Origin of the sequence: Nocardia sp. alder85J, from assembly GCF_020176955.2 — a bacterium.
Taxonomy (GTDB): domain Bacteria; phylum Actinomycetota; class Actinomycetes; order Mycobacteriales; family Mycobacteriaceae; genus Nocardia.
The window spans coordinates 280,925-296,734 of record NZ_JAIUCZ020000007.1; the positions used below are offsets into that span (position 1 = coordinate 280,925).

Sequence of the window (15,810 nt, forward strand, 5' to 3'; positions counted from 1 at the left end):
ACATCCGGGTCCGGCGCCGGGACGGAATCCGGCGCCGGACCGCTCCGCGTCAGCCCAGATCGCGGCGGCGGAATCCGATCAGCCCCACCGCCGTCAGCGCGGCGGCCAGCAGCACCAGCACCACCACCGGGGTCGCGGTGAACGACTCCGCGGGCAGCTTCGGCAGGTGACTGTACGGGTCGAGGTCCAGAACCCATTGCGGCATACCGGAGATCGAGCCGAGCAGATAGAACGCGAGACCCGCGGTGAACACCCCCCACGCCACCGGCGCGTAGCGCGGCGCCAGCCCGAACAGCGCCACGGTGGCCCCGGTGAAGAACCACACCGCCGGCAACTGCACCAGCGCCGCGGCCACCACCCCGGGCAGCTTGCCGCCGACGTCGCCGACCGCGGCGCCGTACAGCAGTCCGGCGAGCACCCCGGAAATCAGCAGCGCCAGCGCCGGGCCGGCGAAGGCGTACACCAGATGTGATGCAACCCAGCGTATCCGGCCCACCGCGCCGGTCAGTACCGATTCGGCGCGGTCGGCGCTCTCCTCCGAGTGCAGCCGCAGCGCCGCCGAGATCGAGTACGCGGCCGCACCCAGTCCGACCATCGTGAAGGCGATGTTCAGAAAGGCGTCCTCCAGCGCCCGGCTGCCGCCCAGCCGCGCGATGAGGTCGTTCGCGGTCCGGCTGTTGCCCAGTTCGCCGCCGATGCCGTGCACCACGCCGCCGATGAGCAGCCCGTACAGCGCCAGCGCGATCACCCAGACCACCAGGGTGCCGCGCTGCAACCGCCAGGCCAGCCCGAACGGCCCGGCCAGCCGCGGCCCGGCCGCCGGCGCGCCCAGCCGCTCGGCGATCAGCCCGGCGCCGAGATCGCGCCGGCGCAGCAGCGCGTAGGCCACCGCGATCAGCACGATCGTCGCCGCCACGTGCAGCAGCAGCACCCACCAGCGGTCACCGGCGTACGGACGCACCTGCAACGACCAGCCCTGCGGGGACAGCCAGACCAGCGGGGAGGCCGGGCCGTCGGCCGCGCGGGCGTCGCCGACCGCGCGCAGCGTGTAGGTCACCGCCAGCACCGCGAAGGCGTAGCCACGCGCGGTCCGGGCCCCCGCGCTCAGTTGCGCGGCCACCGCCGCGACCGCCGCGAAGACGATGCCCGAACCGGCCTCGGCGAGTCCGAAGGCCAGCGCGCCGTTGCCCGGTACCCCGGCCCCCGCGATGCTCGCGGCCCCGATCAGCCCGGCCAGCAGCGCACCGCCGCAGGCCAGCAGCAGCGCCGCGGTGAGGTTGGCCAACCGGCCGACCCGGGTCGAGGCCAGCAGTTCCTCGCGACCGGTCTCCTCCTCGGCCCGGGTGTGCCGGATGACGGTGAGGATGGTGGCGACGGCCAGCAGAGTGTGGAACATCCCCGCCTTCCACACCCCGCAGGCGCCCAGGTTGATGGCGTAGATCGGCCCGTACATGGCCAGCTGGGCCGGGCTGGTGTTCACGGTGTGCGCGAACGAGGCCAGGGCGGCCGGACCGGAGTAGACCTTGTCGATGCTCTTGATGTAGACGTTGCCCAGCGGCAGCGACAGCAGCAGCACCCACAGTGGCGCCACGATCCGGTCGCGGCGCAGGTACAACCGCAGCAGCCGCCACAGTCCGGCGAATTCCGCACTGCCGCCGGATGATTCGGCGAACGACCGGTACGGTCGGGCGACGGCGGTGGTCATCGCGCGACCCCCGTCCCGGAGCCGACGCCCGTGAGCCCGGATTCGGCCCCGTCCCCACGGCCGTCGAGCGAATAATGGCGCAGGAACAGCTCTTCCAGCGTCGGCGGCTGGCTGACCAGGCTGCGAACCCCGACGTCGCCGAGCACCCGGATCAGTTCGCCCAGATGCGCGCCCTCGACCTGGCAGTGCAGCGTGTGGTCCTCGACGCTCAGATCGGTGACCCCCTCGATGCGGCTCAGATCGCCCGGGTCGCCGGTCAATTCGGCGGTGATCGAGGTACGGCTCAGGTGCCGCATCTCGGCGAGGCTGCCGCTCTCCACCGTGCGCCCGGCCCGGATGATGGTGACCCGATCGCAGAGGGCCTCCACCTCGGACAGGATGTGGCTGGACAGCAGCACGGTCACCCCGCGCGCCGCCGCCTCCCGGGCACAGTCCCGGAAGATCTTCTCCATCAACGGATCCAGGCCCGAGGTGGGTTCGTCGAGCAGCAGCAGCCTGGCGTCGGAGGAGAACGCCGACACCAGCGCGACCTTCTGCCGGTTGCCCTTCGAGTAGGTGCGCGCCTTCTTGCGCGGATCGAGTTCGAAGCGCTCGATCAACTCGGCCCGCCGGCCGGCGTCCAGGCCGCCGCGCATCCGGGCCAGCAGGTCGATGGTCTCGCCGCCGGACAGCGACGGCCACAGCGTGACATCGCCGGGGACGTAGGCGATCTCGCGATGCAGAGCGACGGCGTCGGCCCACGGGTCGCGGCCGAGCACCTGCGCCGTACCGGAGGTGGTGGTGAGGATGCCGAGCAGGATCCGGATGGTGGTCGACTTGCCCGCCCCGTTCGGGCCGAGGAAACCGTGCACCTCCCCGTCGGCGACCTCGAGGTCGAGCCCGTCGAGGGCGCGAACCGGTCCGAAATGCTTGTGCAGCTCCCGGACCACGATTGCCGATGACATCGTATCTCCTTGTCAGAGAAGGGATTTACTGCTCACCACGCAGTTCCGCAGCGGACCCGCCGGCCACCTGTTCGCCGAGCATCGTGTCCAGCATCATCGAATCGGTGAGCAGACCGTTGGTGTAGATCTCGAGCGCCGGCAGCAACATCTGCTCGGCGTAGTCACGCAGGGCGGTGCGGTAGTCCAGCGGGCCACCTTGCCGCTCCTCGAATACCTGGAGGAACAGGAAGAAGCCGCCGCCGTTCTGGTACGCCATGTACCGCGCGGTGGCGTCCACGTCCCGCAGCGGGCGCAACACGCCCGAGGCGATGCCCGCTCGCAGATAGTCGGTCACGTCGGCGGCCATGTGCTCGTAGAGATCGAGCATCAGTGCCCCGCCGGCGGCGAAGGCCCGCCGCAGGTAGGCGATGTAGGGCGCGTACTCCTCGATCTCGGCCAGCGATTGCAGCAGCCCGGTGGGCGACGGGTGCTCCATGTAGTCCAGCTTGGCCCGCCGGATGACCTCGCGAACGTGATCGTCGCACGCCCCCCGCAGGCCGTCCTTGGAGCCGAAGTGGTGGTTGACCAGGCCGGGCGACACCCCGGCCGCGGTGGCGATGGCACGCACCCCGACCCCGAAACCCTCCTCGCCGAAAACCGAGATCGCCGCGTCCCGGATACGGGCGCGGGTGTTCAGCTCGTCGGCGGATCTTTCCGGTACGGCTGCTCCTTTAAACACATGTTCAGTATATTAAACGGTTGTTTAGTCCGCCAGCAAGAGCCTTGTGTCCCCGCTTCGCGGGCGCGTCGGCCCCGAATCGCCGCGCGGGCCGTCGAAGCCGGCCGGACCGGCGGCGCGAGAGCCGGAGCCGGGCGTGCGAGGCGTCGAACCAGCCGCGCGGGGCGTCGAACCAGCCGCGCGGGGCGTCGAACCAGCCGCGCGAGGCGCGGACACCAGCCGCGCGAAGCGCAGAAATCAGCCGCGCGAGGCGCAGAGCAGGCCGTCGCCGACCGGGATCAGCACGCTGGTCAGCTGCGGATCCTCGGCGATGGCCCGGGTGGCCGCCCGCACCGCCTGGGTCGCCGGATCGCGCTGTGCCGGATCCGGCACCCGGCCACCCAGCAGCGCGTTGTGCAGCAGGATCGCCCCGCCGGAGCGAAGCAGCCGCACACCCTGCTCGACGTACTGCGGATGCTCCAGCGGCGCGGCGTCGATGAACACCAGGTCGTAGGCGCCGTCCGCGAGCCGGGGCAGCACGTCCAGCGCGCGGCCGTTGATCAGCCGGGTGCGGGCCGGGGGGATGTCCGCGGCCCGGAAGGCGTCGCGCGCCGCGCGCTGATGTTCCGGTTCGGAGTCGATCGTGGTCAGCGTGCCGTCCTCGCGCATACCGTCCAGCAGCCACAATCCGCTGATCCCGGCCCCGGTGCCCACCTCGACCACCGATCGCGCGCCCAGCACCTGCGCATAGATGGTGAGCAGCGCGCCCACCGACGGCGCGACCGGCGCGGCGCCCAGTTCGTTCGCCCGTTCCCGGGCCGCCTGCAGGATCTCGTCCTCGACGACGGATTCCTCCACGTACGCGAGGTTGCGTTGCAGGGCCGACGCCGGAAGCTCGGCCGGCGACGGTGTGGCGGCCGGAGGTATGAGGGTCACGGCTAAGAGGCTAACGGCGCGACACCGCCCGAGCCCGGCTGTGACGAGGCGGTGCCGCGATTTTTCTCGAGCGGCCGATGTTCTCAGGCGTTCCTCAGCCTCTCATAACCACCGGCACATCAGGACCGGAGAGAGTTGTGCCTACGCAAAGGCCGGCCGACCGCCGGGCGGCGCAGACATCCGGACACGGGAATATCGAACACCGTGTCCGGTTGTACCACACACGCGCGGCCCTCGCCGCGTGCGAGCGCCGGCCCTGGTCCCGAGTAGGAGGTGCCACCATCCACAAGGTCGATGCGGCGCGCAAGTACGCCACCCTCCCCGAATCGTCGCTGCCCACGGGTACCGATTCGGTCGAATACCAGCTCCCCGCCCCGGGCGCCTATCCGCTGCCCGGCGCCACCGAGGCCGCCGTGGCCGGATCCCCCGACGCGGCCGGTGTCCCGACGGCCGACGCGGCGGATGTCCCGGTGACCGACACGGTCGATGTACCGATGGCCGAGGCGGCCCAGGCTCTCGCCGAGATCGAGGCGATGGCCGAGGCGGAAGAACTCGACGCGCTCTCCGGCACCGCGGCCTTCGACGCCACCGGCGACCGGACCATGATGCCGTCCTGGGACGATCTGGTCCGCGAGCACGCCGACCGGGTGTACCGGCTGGCCTACCGGCTCACCGGCGACCCGCAGGACGCCGAGGACCTCACCCAGGAGACGTTCATCCGCGTCTTCCGGTCCCTGCAGAGCTATCAGCCGGGCACCTTCGAGGGCTGGCTGCATCGCATCACGACCAATCTGTTCTTGGACATGGTGCGCCGCCGCAATCGCATCCGGATGGAGGCGCTGCCCGACGATTACGATCGGGTGCCGTCGGAGGGCCCCGGCCCGGAGCAGGCGTATCACGACGCCCGGCTGGACCCGGACCTGCAATCCGCCCTGGATTCGCTGGCCCCGGAATTCCGCGCGGCCGTGGTGCTCTGCGACATCGAGGGCCTGTCCTACGAGGAGATCGGCGCCACGCTGGGCGTCAAGTTGGGGACGGTGCGCAGCCGGATCCATCGCGGCCGTCAGGCACTGCGGGAGTACCTTGCGCATAATGGATCTCAACAGTGGTTTGCCGCTGACGAGAAAGTCGGGTGATTCTCCGCATCGCGTGCGGGCCGCACTCGGCGTAGATTTCGCTCCGTCGGAAGGGTGTACACCGTATGAGTGGCGAGGAGGCTGCCTCGGCAGGTCGCGAGCCCGGTCGGGCTGGTCGTGCATCGGTGCGCCCACCTCGATTCGCCGCCACCGAGCATCTGGCCACCGAGGCCATCGCCGCCTATGTCGACGGCGAGCTGCGCATGAATCCCTACCTGCGCGCGGCACAGCACCTGGCCAAGTGCCCGGAATGTGCCGCCGAGGTGGAGGCCCAGCAGCAGGCGCGCATCGCCCTGCGCCAGGCCGCGCAGCGTCAGATCTCCGCACCGCTCGGCCTGCACGACACGCTGAGCCGAATTCCCCTGGCCCATCTCGCCGGTCCCGAGAATCTGCCCGGTCCCGAAAGCCTGTCCGCCCCCGGTATGGAGGGCATGTCGCGCGGCTCGAGTTTCCTCGGCCTGCGCGCTGATTCGTTCCGGTTCGTCTCGCAGACGAACCGCGAAATCAGTTCGGACAGCAGGCGGTGGACCGGGTGGTGGCGCAAGTAGAGTTCAGTCCGTGACCACCGAATCGACCAACACCGGAAGCCAACCGGCGGCATCGAATTCCGGCGACCGGACCGCGCCCGAGGCGCAACACGCCGATGCGGTGTCCGGGGGGCAGCCCACCACCCACGATTCTCAGGCCGCGGCCACCGGCGATGCGCCACAGGCGGCCACCGACGATGCGCGGCCGGAGGGCACGGCGGGCAACGGTGCGAGCCTGCGTCCGTCGGACGCCCCGGTGCTGGGCCCGCGTCCGGTGTACCGGCCCGAGGTCGATCAGCCCACCGCCCGCGCGTTCGCGCGGCCCGAGGGTCTGGCCGGATCTTTCGAACTCCCCGCACCCACCGCGGCCGCACCCCGGCCCGGTGAGGTCGAACTGGTCAACCGCCCGCCGGACGGGGTGCTGGCCGAGGCGTTCGGTCGCCCGGCCGGTTCCACCGAAGTGCTCCAGCGTGATCCGGAGGCCGACACCGACTCGGCCACCCCGGCCGCGCCCGCAGATCCGTGGCGCGATCCGGCGGCTGCCGCCGCGCTCGGCGGGCCGGCCCTGTCCGTCCCGCGCCCGCAGCCACTGGCCCCGGGCATCCGGCTCAGCGCGCGCGAGGTGCTGTTCGGCGGCAAGGTGGCGCCGAAGGCGCTGGCGGCGCTGGCCGCCGTCGCGGTGGTCGTCGGCGTGGCCGGTGGTCTGGTCGGCCGGCTCACCGCCGAGACCGCCTCCACCCTCACCTCGCGCAAGGTCACCTTGCAGCAGGACGCCGCCCCGGAGAAGCCGCACGGCCAGGTAGCCGCGGTGGCCGACGCGGTGCTGCCCTCGGTGGTCTCGATCCGCGAGACCGTCGGTGACAACGGCGCCCTCGGTTCCGGCGTGGTGATCGACGGCGGCGGCTACATCGTCACCAACAACCACGTCATCTCGATGGCCGCGACCGACAAGTCCGGCCGGGCCAAGATCCAGGTCACCTTCTCCGACGGCACCCGGGTCCCGGCCAAGCTGGTCGGCCGCGATCCGAAGACCGACCTGGCGGTGCTCAAGGTCGACGTGAAGAATCTCACCGTCGCGCGGCTGGGCCGCTCCGACGACGTGCAGGTCGGCGACGACGTGCTGGCTGTCGGCTCGCCGCTGGGCCTGACCAAGACCGTCACCTCCGGCATCGTCAGCGCCCTGCACCGGCCCATCAAGGAGAGCCCGGAGGCCGGCGACGACACCGCCGGCGCCTTCGACGCGGTGCAGACCGACGCCGCGATCAACCACGGCAACTCCGGTGGCGCGCTGGTCGACGGCCAGGGCCGGTTGATCGGCATCAACACCGCCATCCGCAGCGACAGCGGCGGCTCGGTCGGCCTGGGCTTCGCGATTCCGGTCGATCTGGTGCAGTCGGTCGCGCAGACGCTGATCCGCGACGGGGTGGTGTACCACCCGTGGCTGGGCGTGTCGGCCAAGACCCAGCAGGTGGAGAACGACGTGATGAGCGGGGCCGCCGTGCAGGACGTGGTGGCCAACAGTCCGGCGGCCAAGGCCGGCATCGCGGAAAGCGACATCATCGTCCGGGTCGGCGACCGTGACGTCGCGGATCCGGCCGAATTGAGCGTCGCGGTCCAGAGTCACCGGATCGGCGAGACTGTCACGTTCCAGTTGATCCGGGACGGCCGTCGCGTCGATGTTCCGGTCACGCTGGAATCCGACAAGAACGCTCCCCAGCAACCCCAGTAACCTGGTCTCATGTTCAATATCGGCTGGCCCGAGATGGTGATCCTGGTGGTCGCCGCTTTGGTGATCCTCGGCCCGGAGCGACTGCCGGGTGCGATCCGCTGGACCGCACAGAGCCTGCGGCAGGTGCGCGACTACGCCAATGGCGCCACCAGCCAACTGCGCACCGAACTGGGCCCGGAGTTCGACGAATTGCGCAAACCACTCGAGGAACTCAACGAGTTGCGCAAACCACTCGAGGGGCTGCGTAGGATGACCCCGCGCTCGATGGTCACCAAACATCTACTCGACGGCGACGATTCGCTGTTCAGCGGTAATTTCGGTGGCGTGAAGGAGCCATCGGGCGGGTTCGGCGCCACCCTCTCCGACCCCTCCCCGGCGCTCGGCCACACCCCGCCCGAGCCGCCGAAACCGCTGGCCCGCAACGAGAAACCGCCGATCGATTTCGACGCCACCTGAGGGCGCCGGGGCAGTGCTCCGAATGCTGTGATGTCAACCGGACTAGACGCATCCGGCTGTCGAGCTATCTAGACTTCGCACATGTCGGCCGATGAGGTCGCACGGGTGTTCGCGATAGAGGACAGGGTCGAACGTCTCAAGGCAGCCACCGAAGGGGTCGCCCAGGCGCAGCAGACCATCAACGAACTCACGCGCATCCGGCGAGCCGTGATCCGCGAACTACACGCCGAGGGGTGGACGTTCGCCAGAATTGGTGCGGCCGCGGGACTCTCGCGGGCCCGAATTCATCAGGTGAGCACGCAGGGGCCGGTCCCGGAGGGACTGTTCTTCGGCCACGGCCCGCTCACCGTGCTCACCCCGGACGTGCGGGCCACCACCCGCGCCGCGCCCCTGATCGGCGCACCCGATGCCGCGGCCCCGCACCGGCTCGCGGAACTGTTGCGGGAGTTGGGTTTCGCGGCCAACGTGGAACGCTTCCTGCCCGGCCGCCCGCTGGACATCGACCGGGACGGGCTGATCATCCTCGGCGGCCCGGAGCTGTCGCCGAGCCTGCGCTACCTGGTCGCCGCCGATCCCCGGCTGCGGCGCACGGTGGCCCGGGCCGGCCGGGTCCGCCGCGGTATCGAGGACCGGGCGGCCCGCCGGGTGTACCGGCCCGGCGGCACCGAACCGTACGACATCGCCTATCTGGCCCGGCTGCCCCGGCCCGACGGCAAGGGCACGGTGCTGGTGATCGACGGCCTGCACCCGCCCGGCTCGCTCGGCGCCATCCGGCTGCTGGCCACCCGGCTGGCGACCCTGCACGAGCGGGCCGGGCTGCATCCGTTCTCGGCGGTGGTCGGGGTCCGCTACGACCGCAACACCGGGGAACCCCTGGAGGCCGACCTGCTGACCCCCATCTACCGCCACGAGCGGTGAGCTGTGTCTTTGGCCTTCGCTTCGCTCCGGCGGCGGGGCCCTCGTGACCCCGGTCCTTCCCTCCTCCGGCTCCTCCGCTTCGCTCCCCCGCCTCCGTCAGTCCAGGCCCGGGGCGGGCCCCGCGTGGGGGCTCGGTTACTCGCCGGGGTGCCTGCGCGGGGGTTCGGGTAGCCGGGGCGGGCCCCGCGTGGGGGCTCGGTTATGCCGCGATGCGGTCGGGGCGGATGGTGTTCATCGGGGGGCGGTCGGCCAGTGAGACATCCGTGTGCAGGGCGGTGAATTCGCCTGCTACCAGCGGGAATTGGGTGAGGGGGGCGCCTGAGTCGCGAATTCCGGTGCGGCCCAGCATGGTTCCGATGATCTGGCGGCTCATCACACCCAGGTCCGACAGCGGGCGGTTGCGGTGGGTGCGGACGCCGAGGTTCACCTGGCCCAGCGCCGACAGGCCCAGCAGGTCGTAGGTGTCCAGCAGCAGGCCGATCTCGACGCCGTAGCCGGGGGCGAACGGGACCGCGGTGAGCAGGTCGCGGGTGCCCGCGTACTCGCCGCCCAGCGGTTGCAGCACCGAGGACAGTCCGGGCCGCAGCGCCGCCAGCAGCGGCCGCGCGACCAGTTCGGTGACCCGGCCGCCGCCGTGGTGGTCGACCGTCTCGCCGTGCCGCAGCGGGCGGCGGTAGTACGCCTTCACCAGCTGCACGCCGTCGACGGTGAGCAGCGGGCCGAGCAGTTTCGGCACGAACATCGGATCGGGGTCGATCAGATCCGAGTCCACGAATGCCACCAGGTCGCCGCTGGTGACGGCCAGCGACCGCCACAGCACCTCACCCTTGCCGGGCAGCGGGTCCAGTTCGGGCACCGCCTCCTCGCGGGTCACCACCCGGGCACCGGCCGCGCGCGCCCGGGCAGCGGTGGCGTCGGTGGAACCGGAGTCGACCACCACCAGTTCGTCGACCAGCGTGCCGAGCAGCGGCCGGATACTGGCCACCACGTCGGCGACGGTCGCCTCCTCGTTCAGGGCGGGCAGCACCACCGAGACGGTCCGTCCGTGCTTGGCGGTGACCAGCTCCTCGACCGTCCAGCCGGGGCGGTCCCAGGTGTGCGAGCGAGCCCAGCCAGCCGTGTCGGCGCGGCGCGAGTCGTGGGATTCGGGAACGGTCGGTTGGGAGTTGGTCGTCATACCAGACCTCGCAGAGTTCGTGCGGGGGGCCGCAGGCCCTGGATCGCAGCGATCGTGTCCACCACCCGCCTGGTCGCGGCGACTTCGTGGACGCGGAATACCCGGGCGCCCGCCGCCGCCGACCACGCCGTCGCCGCCAGCGTGCCCTCCAATCGCTCGGAGAGCCCGACACCGAGAGTCTCTCCGATGAAATCCTTGTTGCTCAGCGCCATCAAGACCGGCCATCCGGTTTTAACGAGAACGTCCACTGCGCGCAACAGTTCGAGCCCGTGATAGGTGTTCTTGCCGAAGTCGTGGGTGGGGTCGATGAGGATCGCGTCCTTGCTCACCCCCGCCGCCGCGGCGGCCTCCGCGGCGGCCACCACGGCATCGGTGACCTCGGCGACGATGTCCTGGTACCGCACCCGATGCGGCCGGGTGCGCGGCTGCGCGCCGCCGGTGTGGCTGCACACGATGCCCGCGCCCAGTTCCGCGGCAACCGCGGTCAGCTCGGGATCGGCGCCGGCCCAGGTGTCGTTGATCAGGTCGGCGCCGGCGGCGACCGCGGCCCGCGCCACCTCGCTGCGCCAGGTGTCGATGCTGATCAGCAGGTCCGGATAGCGTTCGCGGATGGCGGCGACGAAGGGGACCACCCGGCGGGCCTCCTCCGCGGCGTCCACCTCGCTGCCCGGCCCGGCTTTCACCCCGCCGATGTCGACCAGATCCGTCCCCTCGGTGACCGCCCGCGCCACGGCCGACATGGCCGCCTCGTCGCTGAAGGTGGCGCCCCGGTCGTAGAACGAATCCGGGGTCCGGTTGACGATCGCCATGACCAGCGCCCGATCGGTGGGTACCGGCCTCCCACACAAGGTGGACAACACCACGGAGCTCATGCCCGTCCGCCTTCCCTGGCCCAACGTCTCACACGTCACATCCAGTTGATCACAGATCCGCCTCCGCACAGCCGTCGGGTCACCACCGGGAATACCCGCGGACAGGTCGGATACTCACGACGTTCGTTGTGGATGATCCCTGCGTTCGGCGACGATATTCGTGGCGTCCGGCGCGGATACTCCCGGTCAGGGCCGGGGCATCGAACCGGTCGCGACCTCCTCGGGATAGGCCGGGTAATAGGGCAGATAGCCTTCGGCGCGCCCGGCCAGCACGTACACCGCGCTGTCGCCGCCCGGCGCGTAGCCCTGTTTGCGCAGGTCCACCTTGCGGCTCTTGAAGGTGGAGGTGGTCTCCAACTCGTCGACGACCCGGACGAACAGCGGCAGCGCGTAACCGGGCAGCTGCCGGTACAGGTGAGCGGCCAGTGCGGCGCCGTCGAGGCCGGCGCCGGGACGCAACGTCACCGCGGCCATCCCGGCCCTGCCGTCGGCGCCGGGCAGGTCCACGCCGTAGACGACCGCTCCGGTGATCCCGTCCACGCCGTCGAAGGCGCCCTCCACCTCGGTGGTGGCGACGTTCTCACCCTTCCAGCGGAAGGTGTCGCCGAGCCGGTCGACGAAGGCGATGTGATGCATGCCCTGATCGCGGACCAGATCGCCGGTGTCGAACCAGGCGTCGCCGTCCTCGAAGGCGTCGCGGACCAGTTTGGTCTCGGTGGCGGCGGCGTCGGTGTAACCGTCGAACGGGGAAACCGCGGTCACCTTGGTCAGCAGCAGTCCGACGCCGCCGTGCGGCACCCGCCGGGCCCGGCCGTCCGGATGGCGTTTCGCCTTGCCGGTGGCGTCGTCGAATTCGACGATGGCGAACGGCAGCGGGCAGTAGCCGGCGGTGCGGGGCAGCCCGAAGGCGTTCACGAACGCGGCGTTGCCCTCGCTGGCGCCGTAGAACTCGATGATGCGGTGGATGCCGAACCGGGCCTCGAACTCGTCCCACAGTTCCGGCCGCAGCCCGTTGCCCACCACCAGCCGCACCGCATGCTCGCGCTCCTGCGGCCGCGGCGGCTGGTTCAGCAGATACCGGCACAGCTCGCCGATGTAGATGAACGCCGTGGACCGGGTCGCGATCACCTCGTTCCAGAATCCGGAGGCGGAGAACTTCCGGCCCAGCGCGAAGGTGGCCCGCGCGCGCAGCACCGCGCCGAGCGCGACGGTCAGCGCGTTGTTGTGGTACAGCGGCAGACAGCAGTACAGGGTGTCGGAGGAGCGCAGCCGCACACCCAGGCCGCCGAGCCCGTAGGCGCCCTTGGCCCACCGCAGATGGGTCATCACGCTGGCCTTCGGCAGGCCGGTGGTGCCCGAGGTGAAGATCAGGAAGGCCCGCTCACGAGCCCGGATGTCCTCGCACACCGGCGGATTCGCGGCCTCGGCCGTGCGGGCCAGTTGCTGCAACTCGGTCGCGGACACGTCGTTCGGGACCGGCTCGGACAGCGACTCCACCGCCTCCCGGCACTCGTCGCCGATCACGTTGAGCACGCTGTCGAGCAGCCGGAAACTGTGTGCCAGCACCCGATCTCGCTGGTTGGGGTTGAGCAGGCCCACGGTCGCACCGAGTTTCACCGTGGCCAGCACCAGGAACAGCGTCTCGGGCCGGTTGGTCATCAGCACCCCGACCACGTCGCCGCGGGCCACCCCGCGGGCGGTCAGCACGCTCGCGTACCGGTTCACCTCGGCATTGGCCTCGCCGTAGGTGTAGCTGCGATCCTCGAACCGCAGGAACGGCCGGCTCGGAACCCGTTGTACGACCTGCTGGAACAGCAACCCGGCCGAGACCCGGTCGTCCGGCGCGACCAGCATGCGCCGCGCCGACTGCGCCATCCCCGGCAGATCCGGCACCATGCCGGGCAGGCGGCGGGCCAGATCCAGCAGGCCGAAGGTTGCCGCTGTGGTCACCGTGTCTCCTCCATCCCGGGTGAATTCCCGTGCAGCGCCGCGAAAGCGGCGTCGATCTCCGCGGTCACGGTAACTCGGTCCAGCGCCGCGCGCCCGGCGAATCCGGTTGCCGTCAGCCCGTCCAGCCAGTCGAACAGACCACGATAGTGCCCGTCCGGATCGAGTACCACCACCGGCTTCTCGTGCTGACCGAGATACCCACCGGTCCACGCCTCGAACAACTCCTCCAGGGTGCCGATGCCGCCGGGCAGGGCCAGGAAGGCGTCGGCGCGGTCCTCCATGATCCGCTTCCGCTCGCGCATGGTGTCGGTGACGATCAGTTCGTCGGCGTCGATATCGGCCAGTTCGCGGTGCACCAGCCGCTTCGGGATCACCCCGACGGTGTGCGCGCCCCCGGCCCGCGCGGCCGTCGCGACCGCGCCCATCATCGATACCCGGCCGCCGCCGGACACCAATCGCCAACCGCGCCGGGCGATCTCGGCGCCCACCTCGGCGGCCAGCCGCAGCGCCGCGGCGTCCTCGACACTGGCCGAACAGTAGACACAGACGGCATAGGCCGCCGAATCGCCGGTCCGCTCGTTCACCACTTGTCCTCCGTCCCGATCGCATCCTCGGCGGCGGCCGTCTCGGCGGCCCGCAGCACGATGTCGACCACCTCGTCCACGCTGTCGCTCACATGAAGCAGTTGCAGATCCCCCGGTGCGATCTTGCCCGAGCCCAGCAGCGAATCACGCAGCCAGTCCATCAGTCCCGACCAGTACCGAGTGCCGAACAAGATGATCGGGAAGCGAGTGATCTTGCGGGTCTGCACCAGGGTCAGCGCCTCGAACAACTCGTCGAGGGTGCCGAAACCGCCGGGCAGGCAGATGAATGCCTGCGAGTACTTCACGAACATCGTCTTGCGCGCGAAGAAGTAGCGGAAGTTGATGCCCAGATCCACCCACTCGTTGAGGCTCTGCTCGAACGGCAGCTCGATGCCCAGGCCGATCGACAGCCCGTCCTCCTCGCAGGCGCCGCGGTTGGCGGCCTCCATGATGCCGGGACCACCGCCGGTGATCACCGCGAATCCGGCCCGGGTCAGCGCCGCGCCGATCGCCTGTGCCGCGTGGTACTCCGGGGAGTCGGCCGAGGTGCGGGCCGAGCCGAAAACCGCCACCGCCCTGGGCACTTCGGCCAGCGCGCCGAAACCCTCGACGAATTCGCTCTGGATCCGCAGCACCCGCCACGGATCGGTGTGCACCCAATCGGTGGGACCGCGGCCGTCGAGCAGATGGGCGTCGGTGGTACCGCCGCCACGCTTCAGATCGCCGCGCAACTGGATCGGGCCGCGCATCTTCGGCGCGGAGCTGGGGGTACGGGTGGGTTCGGGTACGGCGTCGGACATGCCGCCAACGCTACCGGTCCGCAATCGCGGCGACCGGCGCTCACGCGGCCGGGAATCCCGCCGGCCGGGGCCGCTCGGTCAGACCGCCTGTCCGGTCAGGTAACTGCGCAGGATGTCGGACACCATCGTGATCTGACCGGTGGGCACGTGCTCATCGACCTTGTGCGCCAGATTCGGGTCGCCGGGGCCGAAGTTCACCGCGGGGATGCCGCGGGCGGCGAAGCGGGAGACGTCGGTCCAGCCGTACTTGGCGCGCACCCCGCCGCCGCCGTGCGTGTGCACCATTTCCACCAGATCCTTGGCCGCGGGCGCGGACAGGCCGGGCAGGGCGCCGGGGGCGCCGTCGGTGCGCTCGAAATCCAGTGCCAGGCCGTCGAACACCTCGCGCACGTGCTCGGTCGCCTGGTCCAGGGTGCGGTCGGGGGCGAAGCGGAAGTTGACGTCCACCTCGGCCTCGTCGGGCACCACGTTGCCGGCCACCCCGCCGGAGACACGCACCGCGGACAGGCCCTCGCGGTAGACGCAACCGTCCAGGTCGACCTCGCGGGGCCGGTAGCCGCCCAGCCGGTCCAGGATCGGGGCCAGATGGTGAATCGCGTTGTCGCCCAGCCAGGCTCGTGCGGTGTGCGCACGGGTGCCGGTCACCGTGAGCCTGGCCCGCATGGTGCCCTGGCAACCGGCCTCGATCCAGCCGCCGGACGGCTCGCCCAGCACCGCCAGATCACCGTTCAGCCATTCCGGCAGTTCGCGTTCGATGCGGCCGAGGCCGTTGTATTCCGCGGCGATCTCCTCGCAGTCGTAGAAGATCAGCGTCAGGTCGCACACCGGGTCGGCGACGGTGGCGGCCAGGTGCAGGAACACCGCGTCACCGGATTTCATGTCGCAGGTGCCGCAGCCGTAGAGCACCTCGTTGCCGTGCGGGTCGACCTCGAAGCGGCCCGGTACGTTGTCGGCGATCGGCACGGTGTCCAGATGCCCGGCCAGGATCACCCGGGTGGGCAGGCCGCGGCTGGTGCGGGCCAGCACGGTGTTGCCGTGCCGCACCACCTCGAAACCCTCGGTCTGCTCCCGCAGTGCGCGGGCGACGACGTCGACGATGGCGGCCTCGTCCCGGGAGACGCTCGGGATGTCCACGAGGGCGGCGGTGAGCGCAATGGGGTCCGCGTGCAGATCGATCGTCGTCATTCGAGCCAGCCTAGGTGTTGTCTTGGGTTTCCCCCTGTTCCACTGTGTGATCCGGTGGCCTTCGATCACCAGCAGTTCACCTGTGATATCGCCCACTTCGGTCGGGGCGTCACCGGGCGGATACCTGGCGTTCATTGTGTCGGCGCGTCCCGGTCGGGGCGGGCTCCCGCGCGTGCCGGGGGTCGGGGCTCACC

15 protein-coding genes are annotated in these 15,810 nt (G+C 70.7%); 5 read left to right on the top strand and 10 right to left on the bottom strand.

Features of this window, described 5'->3' with window-relative positions:
• Positions 1 to 49 precede the first annotated feature (49 nt).
• The 4 genes from LBW94_RS27105 to LBW94_RS27120 all read right to left on the bottom strand — a co-directional run bounded on the left by LBW94_RS27105 (position 50) and on the right by LBW94_RS27120 (position 4,273).
• On the bottom strand, positions 50 to 1,705 hold the full coding sequence (locus LBW94_RS27105; RefSeq protein WP_225054861.1) for an ABC transporter permease: 1,656 nt from the start codon (positions 1,703 to 1,705) through the stop codon (positions 50 to 52).
• A complete protein-coding gene (locus LBW94_RS27110) occupies positions 1,702 to 2,649 on the bottom strand; it encodes an ABC transporter ATP-binding protein (protein WP_225054863.1) in 948 nt (315 codons plus the stop codon). Before LBW94_RS27110 ends, LBW94_RS27105 begins: the two co-directional genes overlap by 4 nt.
• Before the next feature lie 25 nt (positions 2,650 to 2,674).
• Positions 2,675 to 3,367, bottom strand: a complete 693-nt coding sequence (locus tag LBW94_RS27115; RefSeq protein WP_225054865.1) for a TetR/AcrR family transcriptional regulator — start codon at positions 3,365 to 3,367, stop codon at positions 2,675 to 2,677.
• A gap of 237 nt (positions 3,368 to 3,604) precedes the next feature.
• On the bottom strand, positions 3,605 to 4,273 hold the full coding sequence (locus LBW94_RS27120) for an O-methyltransferase (RefSeq protein WP_416276964.1): 669 nt from the start codon (positions 4,271 to 4,273) through the stop codon (positions 3,605 to 3,607).
• 503 nt (positions 4,274 to 4,776) lie between these two features.
• Here LBW94_RS27120 and sigE point away from each other — a divergent pair.
• From sigE to LBW94_RS27145, 5 genes are all read left to right on the top strand, one after another.
• Positions 4,777 to 5,418, top strand: a complete 642-nt coding sequence (gene sigE, locus LBW94_RS27125) for an RNA polymerase sigma factor SigE (RefSeq protein WP_225055105.1) — start codon at positions 4,777 to 4,779, stop codon at positions 5,416 to 5,418.
• A 65-nt stretch (positions 5,419 to 5,483) separates the two neighbouring features.
• Entirely contained in the window at positions 5,484 to 5,966 is a 483-nt protein-coding gene (locus tag LBW94_RS27130; protein ID WP_225054867.1) for a zf-HC2 domain-containing protein, read from the top strand.
• A gap of 100 nt (positions 5,967 to 6,066) precedes the next feature.
• Positions 6,067 to 7,674 (top strand): S1C family serine protease, encoded by a 1,608-nt coding sequence (locus LBW94_RS27135; RefSeq protein ID WP_416276965.1) that lies wholly within the window; start codon positions 6,067 to 6,069, stop codon positions 7,672 to 7,674.
• 9 nt (positions 7,675 to 7,683) lie between these two features.
• Positions 7,684 to 8,130, top strand: a complete 447-nt coding sequence (gene tatB / locus LBW94_RS27140; RefSeq protein ID WP_225054869.1) for a Sec-independent protein translocase protein TatB — start codon at positions 7,684 to 7,686, stop codon at positions 8,128 to 8,130.
• Between the two features lie 81 nt (positions 8,131 to 8,211).
• Complete coding sequence (locus LBW94_RS27145; protein WP_225054871.1) at positions 8,212 to 9,048, top strand: hypothetical protein; 837 nt, start codon at positions 8,212 to 8,214, stop codon at positions 9,046 to 9,048.
• Between the two features lie 199 nt (positions 9,049 to 9,247).
• Here the strand turns inward: LBW94_RS27145 and LBW94_RS27150 are convergent, their stop codons facing one another.
• From LBW94_RS27150 to dapE, 6 genes are all read right to left on the bottom strand, one after another.
• Positions 9,248 to 10,225 carry a glucosyl-3-phosphoglycerate synthase gene (locus LBW94_RS27150; protein WP_225054873.1) on the bottom strand — a complete coding sequence of 326 codons (978 nt, stop codon included), beginning with the start codon at positions 10,223 to 10,225 and terminating at the stop codon, positions 9,248 to 9,250.
• Entirely contained in the window at positions 10,222 to 11,097 is an 876-nt protein-coding gene (folP, locus tag LBW94_RS27155; protein ID WP_225054876.1) for a dihydropteroate synthase, read from the bottom strand. The genes LBW94_RS27150 and folP overlap by 4 nt, the downstream gene beginning before the upstream one ends.
• Positions 11,098 to 11,283: 186 nt before the next feature.
• Positions 11,284 to 13,047: a long-chain-acyl-CoA synthetase gene (locus tag LBW94_RS27160; RefSeq protein WP_225054878.1), complete on the bottom strand. Its 1,764-nt coding sequence runs from the start codon at positions 13,045 to 13,047 to the stop codon at positions 11,284 to 11,286.
• Positions 13,044 to 13,634: a TIGR00730 family Rossman fold protein gene (locus LBW94_RS27165; protein ID WP_225054879.1), complete on the bottom strand. Its 591-nt coding sequence runs from the start codon at positions 13,632 to 13,634 to the stop codon at positions 13,044 to 13,046. Before LBW94_RS27165 ends, LBW94_RS27160 begins: the two co-directional genes overlap by 4 nt.
• Positions 13,628 to 14,431 carry a TIGR00730 family Rossman fold protein gene (locus LBW94_RS27170; RefSeq protein ID WP_416276955.1) on the bottom strand — a complete coding sequence of 268 codons (804 nt, stop codon included), beginning with the start codon at positions 14,429 to 14,431 and terminating at the stop codon, positions 13,628 to 13,630. Before LBW94_RS27170 ends, LBW94_RS27165 begins: the two co-directional genes overlap by 7 nt.
• A gap of 78 nt (positions 14,432 to 14,509) precedes the next feature.
• Positions 14,510 to 15,616, bottom strand: a complete 1,107-nt coding sequence (gene dapE, locus LBW94_RS27175) for a succinyl-diaminopimelate desuccinylase (protein ID WP_225054882.1) — start codon at positions 15,614 to 15,616, stop codon at positions 14,510 to 14,512.
• Positions 15,617 to 15,810 lie beyond the last annotated feature (194 nt).

Bases quoted from the DNA above. Each gene is read 5' to 3' on its own strand.
- LBW94_RS27105 (WP_225054861.1), bottom strand. From the start codon at position 1,705: ATGACCACCGCCGTCGCCCGACCGTACCGGTCGTTCGCCGAATCATCC.
- LBW94_RS27110 (WP_225054863.1), bottom strand. From the start codon at position 2,649: ATGTCATCGGCAATCGTGGTCCGGGAGCTGCACAAGCATTTCGGACCG.
- sigE (WP_225055105.1), top strand. From the start codon at position 4,777: ATGGCCGAGGCGGCCCAGGCTCTCGCCGAGATCGAGGCGATGGCCGAG.
- LBW94_RS27130 (WP_225054867.1), top strand. From the start codon at position 5,484: ATGAGTGGCGAGGAGGCTGCCTCGGCAGGTCGCGAGCCCGGTCGGGCT.
- tatB (WP_225054869.1), top strand. From the start codon at position 7,684: ATGTTCAATATCGGCTGGCCCGAGATGGTGATCCTGGTGGTCGCCGCT.
- LBW94_RS27145 (WP_225054871.1), top strand. From the start codon at position 8,212: ATGTCGGCCGATGAGGTCGCACGGGTGTTCGCGATAGAGGACAGGGTC.
- LBW94_RS27150 (WP_225054873.1), bottom strand. From the start codon at position 10,225: ATGACGACCAACTCCCAACCGACCGTTCCCGAATCCCACGACTCGCGC.
- folP (WP_225054876.1), bottom strand. From the start codon at position 11,097: ATGAGCTCCGTGGTGTTGTCCACCTTGTGTGGGAGGCCGGTACCCACC.
- LBW94_RS27170 (WP_416276955.1), bottom strand. From the start codon at position 14,431: ATGTCCGACGCCGTACCCGAACCCACCCGTACCCCCAGCTCCGCGCCG.
- dapE (WP_225054882.1), bottom strand. From the start codon at position 15,616: ATGACGACGATCGATCTGCACGCGGACCCCATTGCGCTCACCGCCGCC.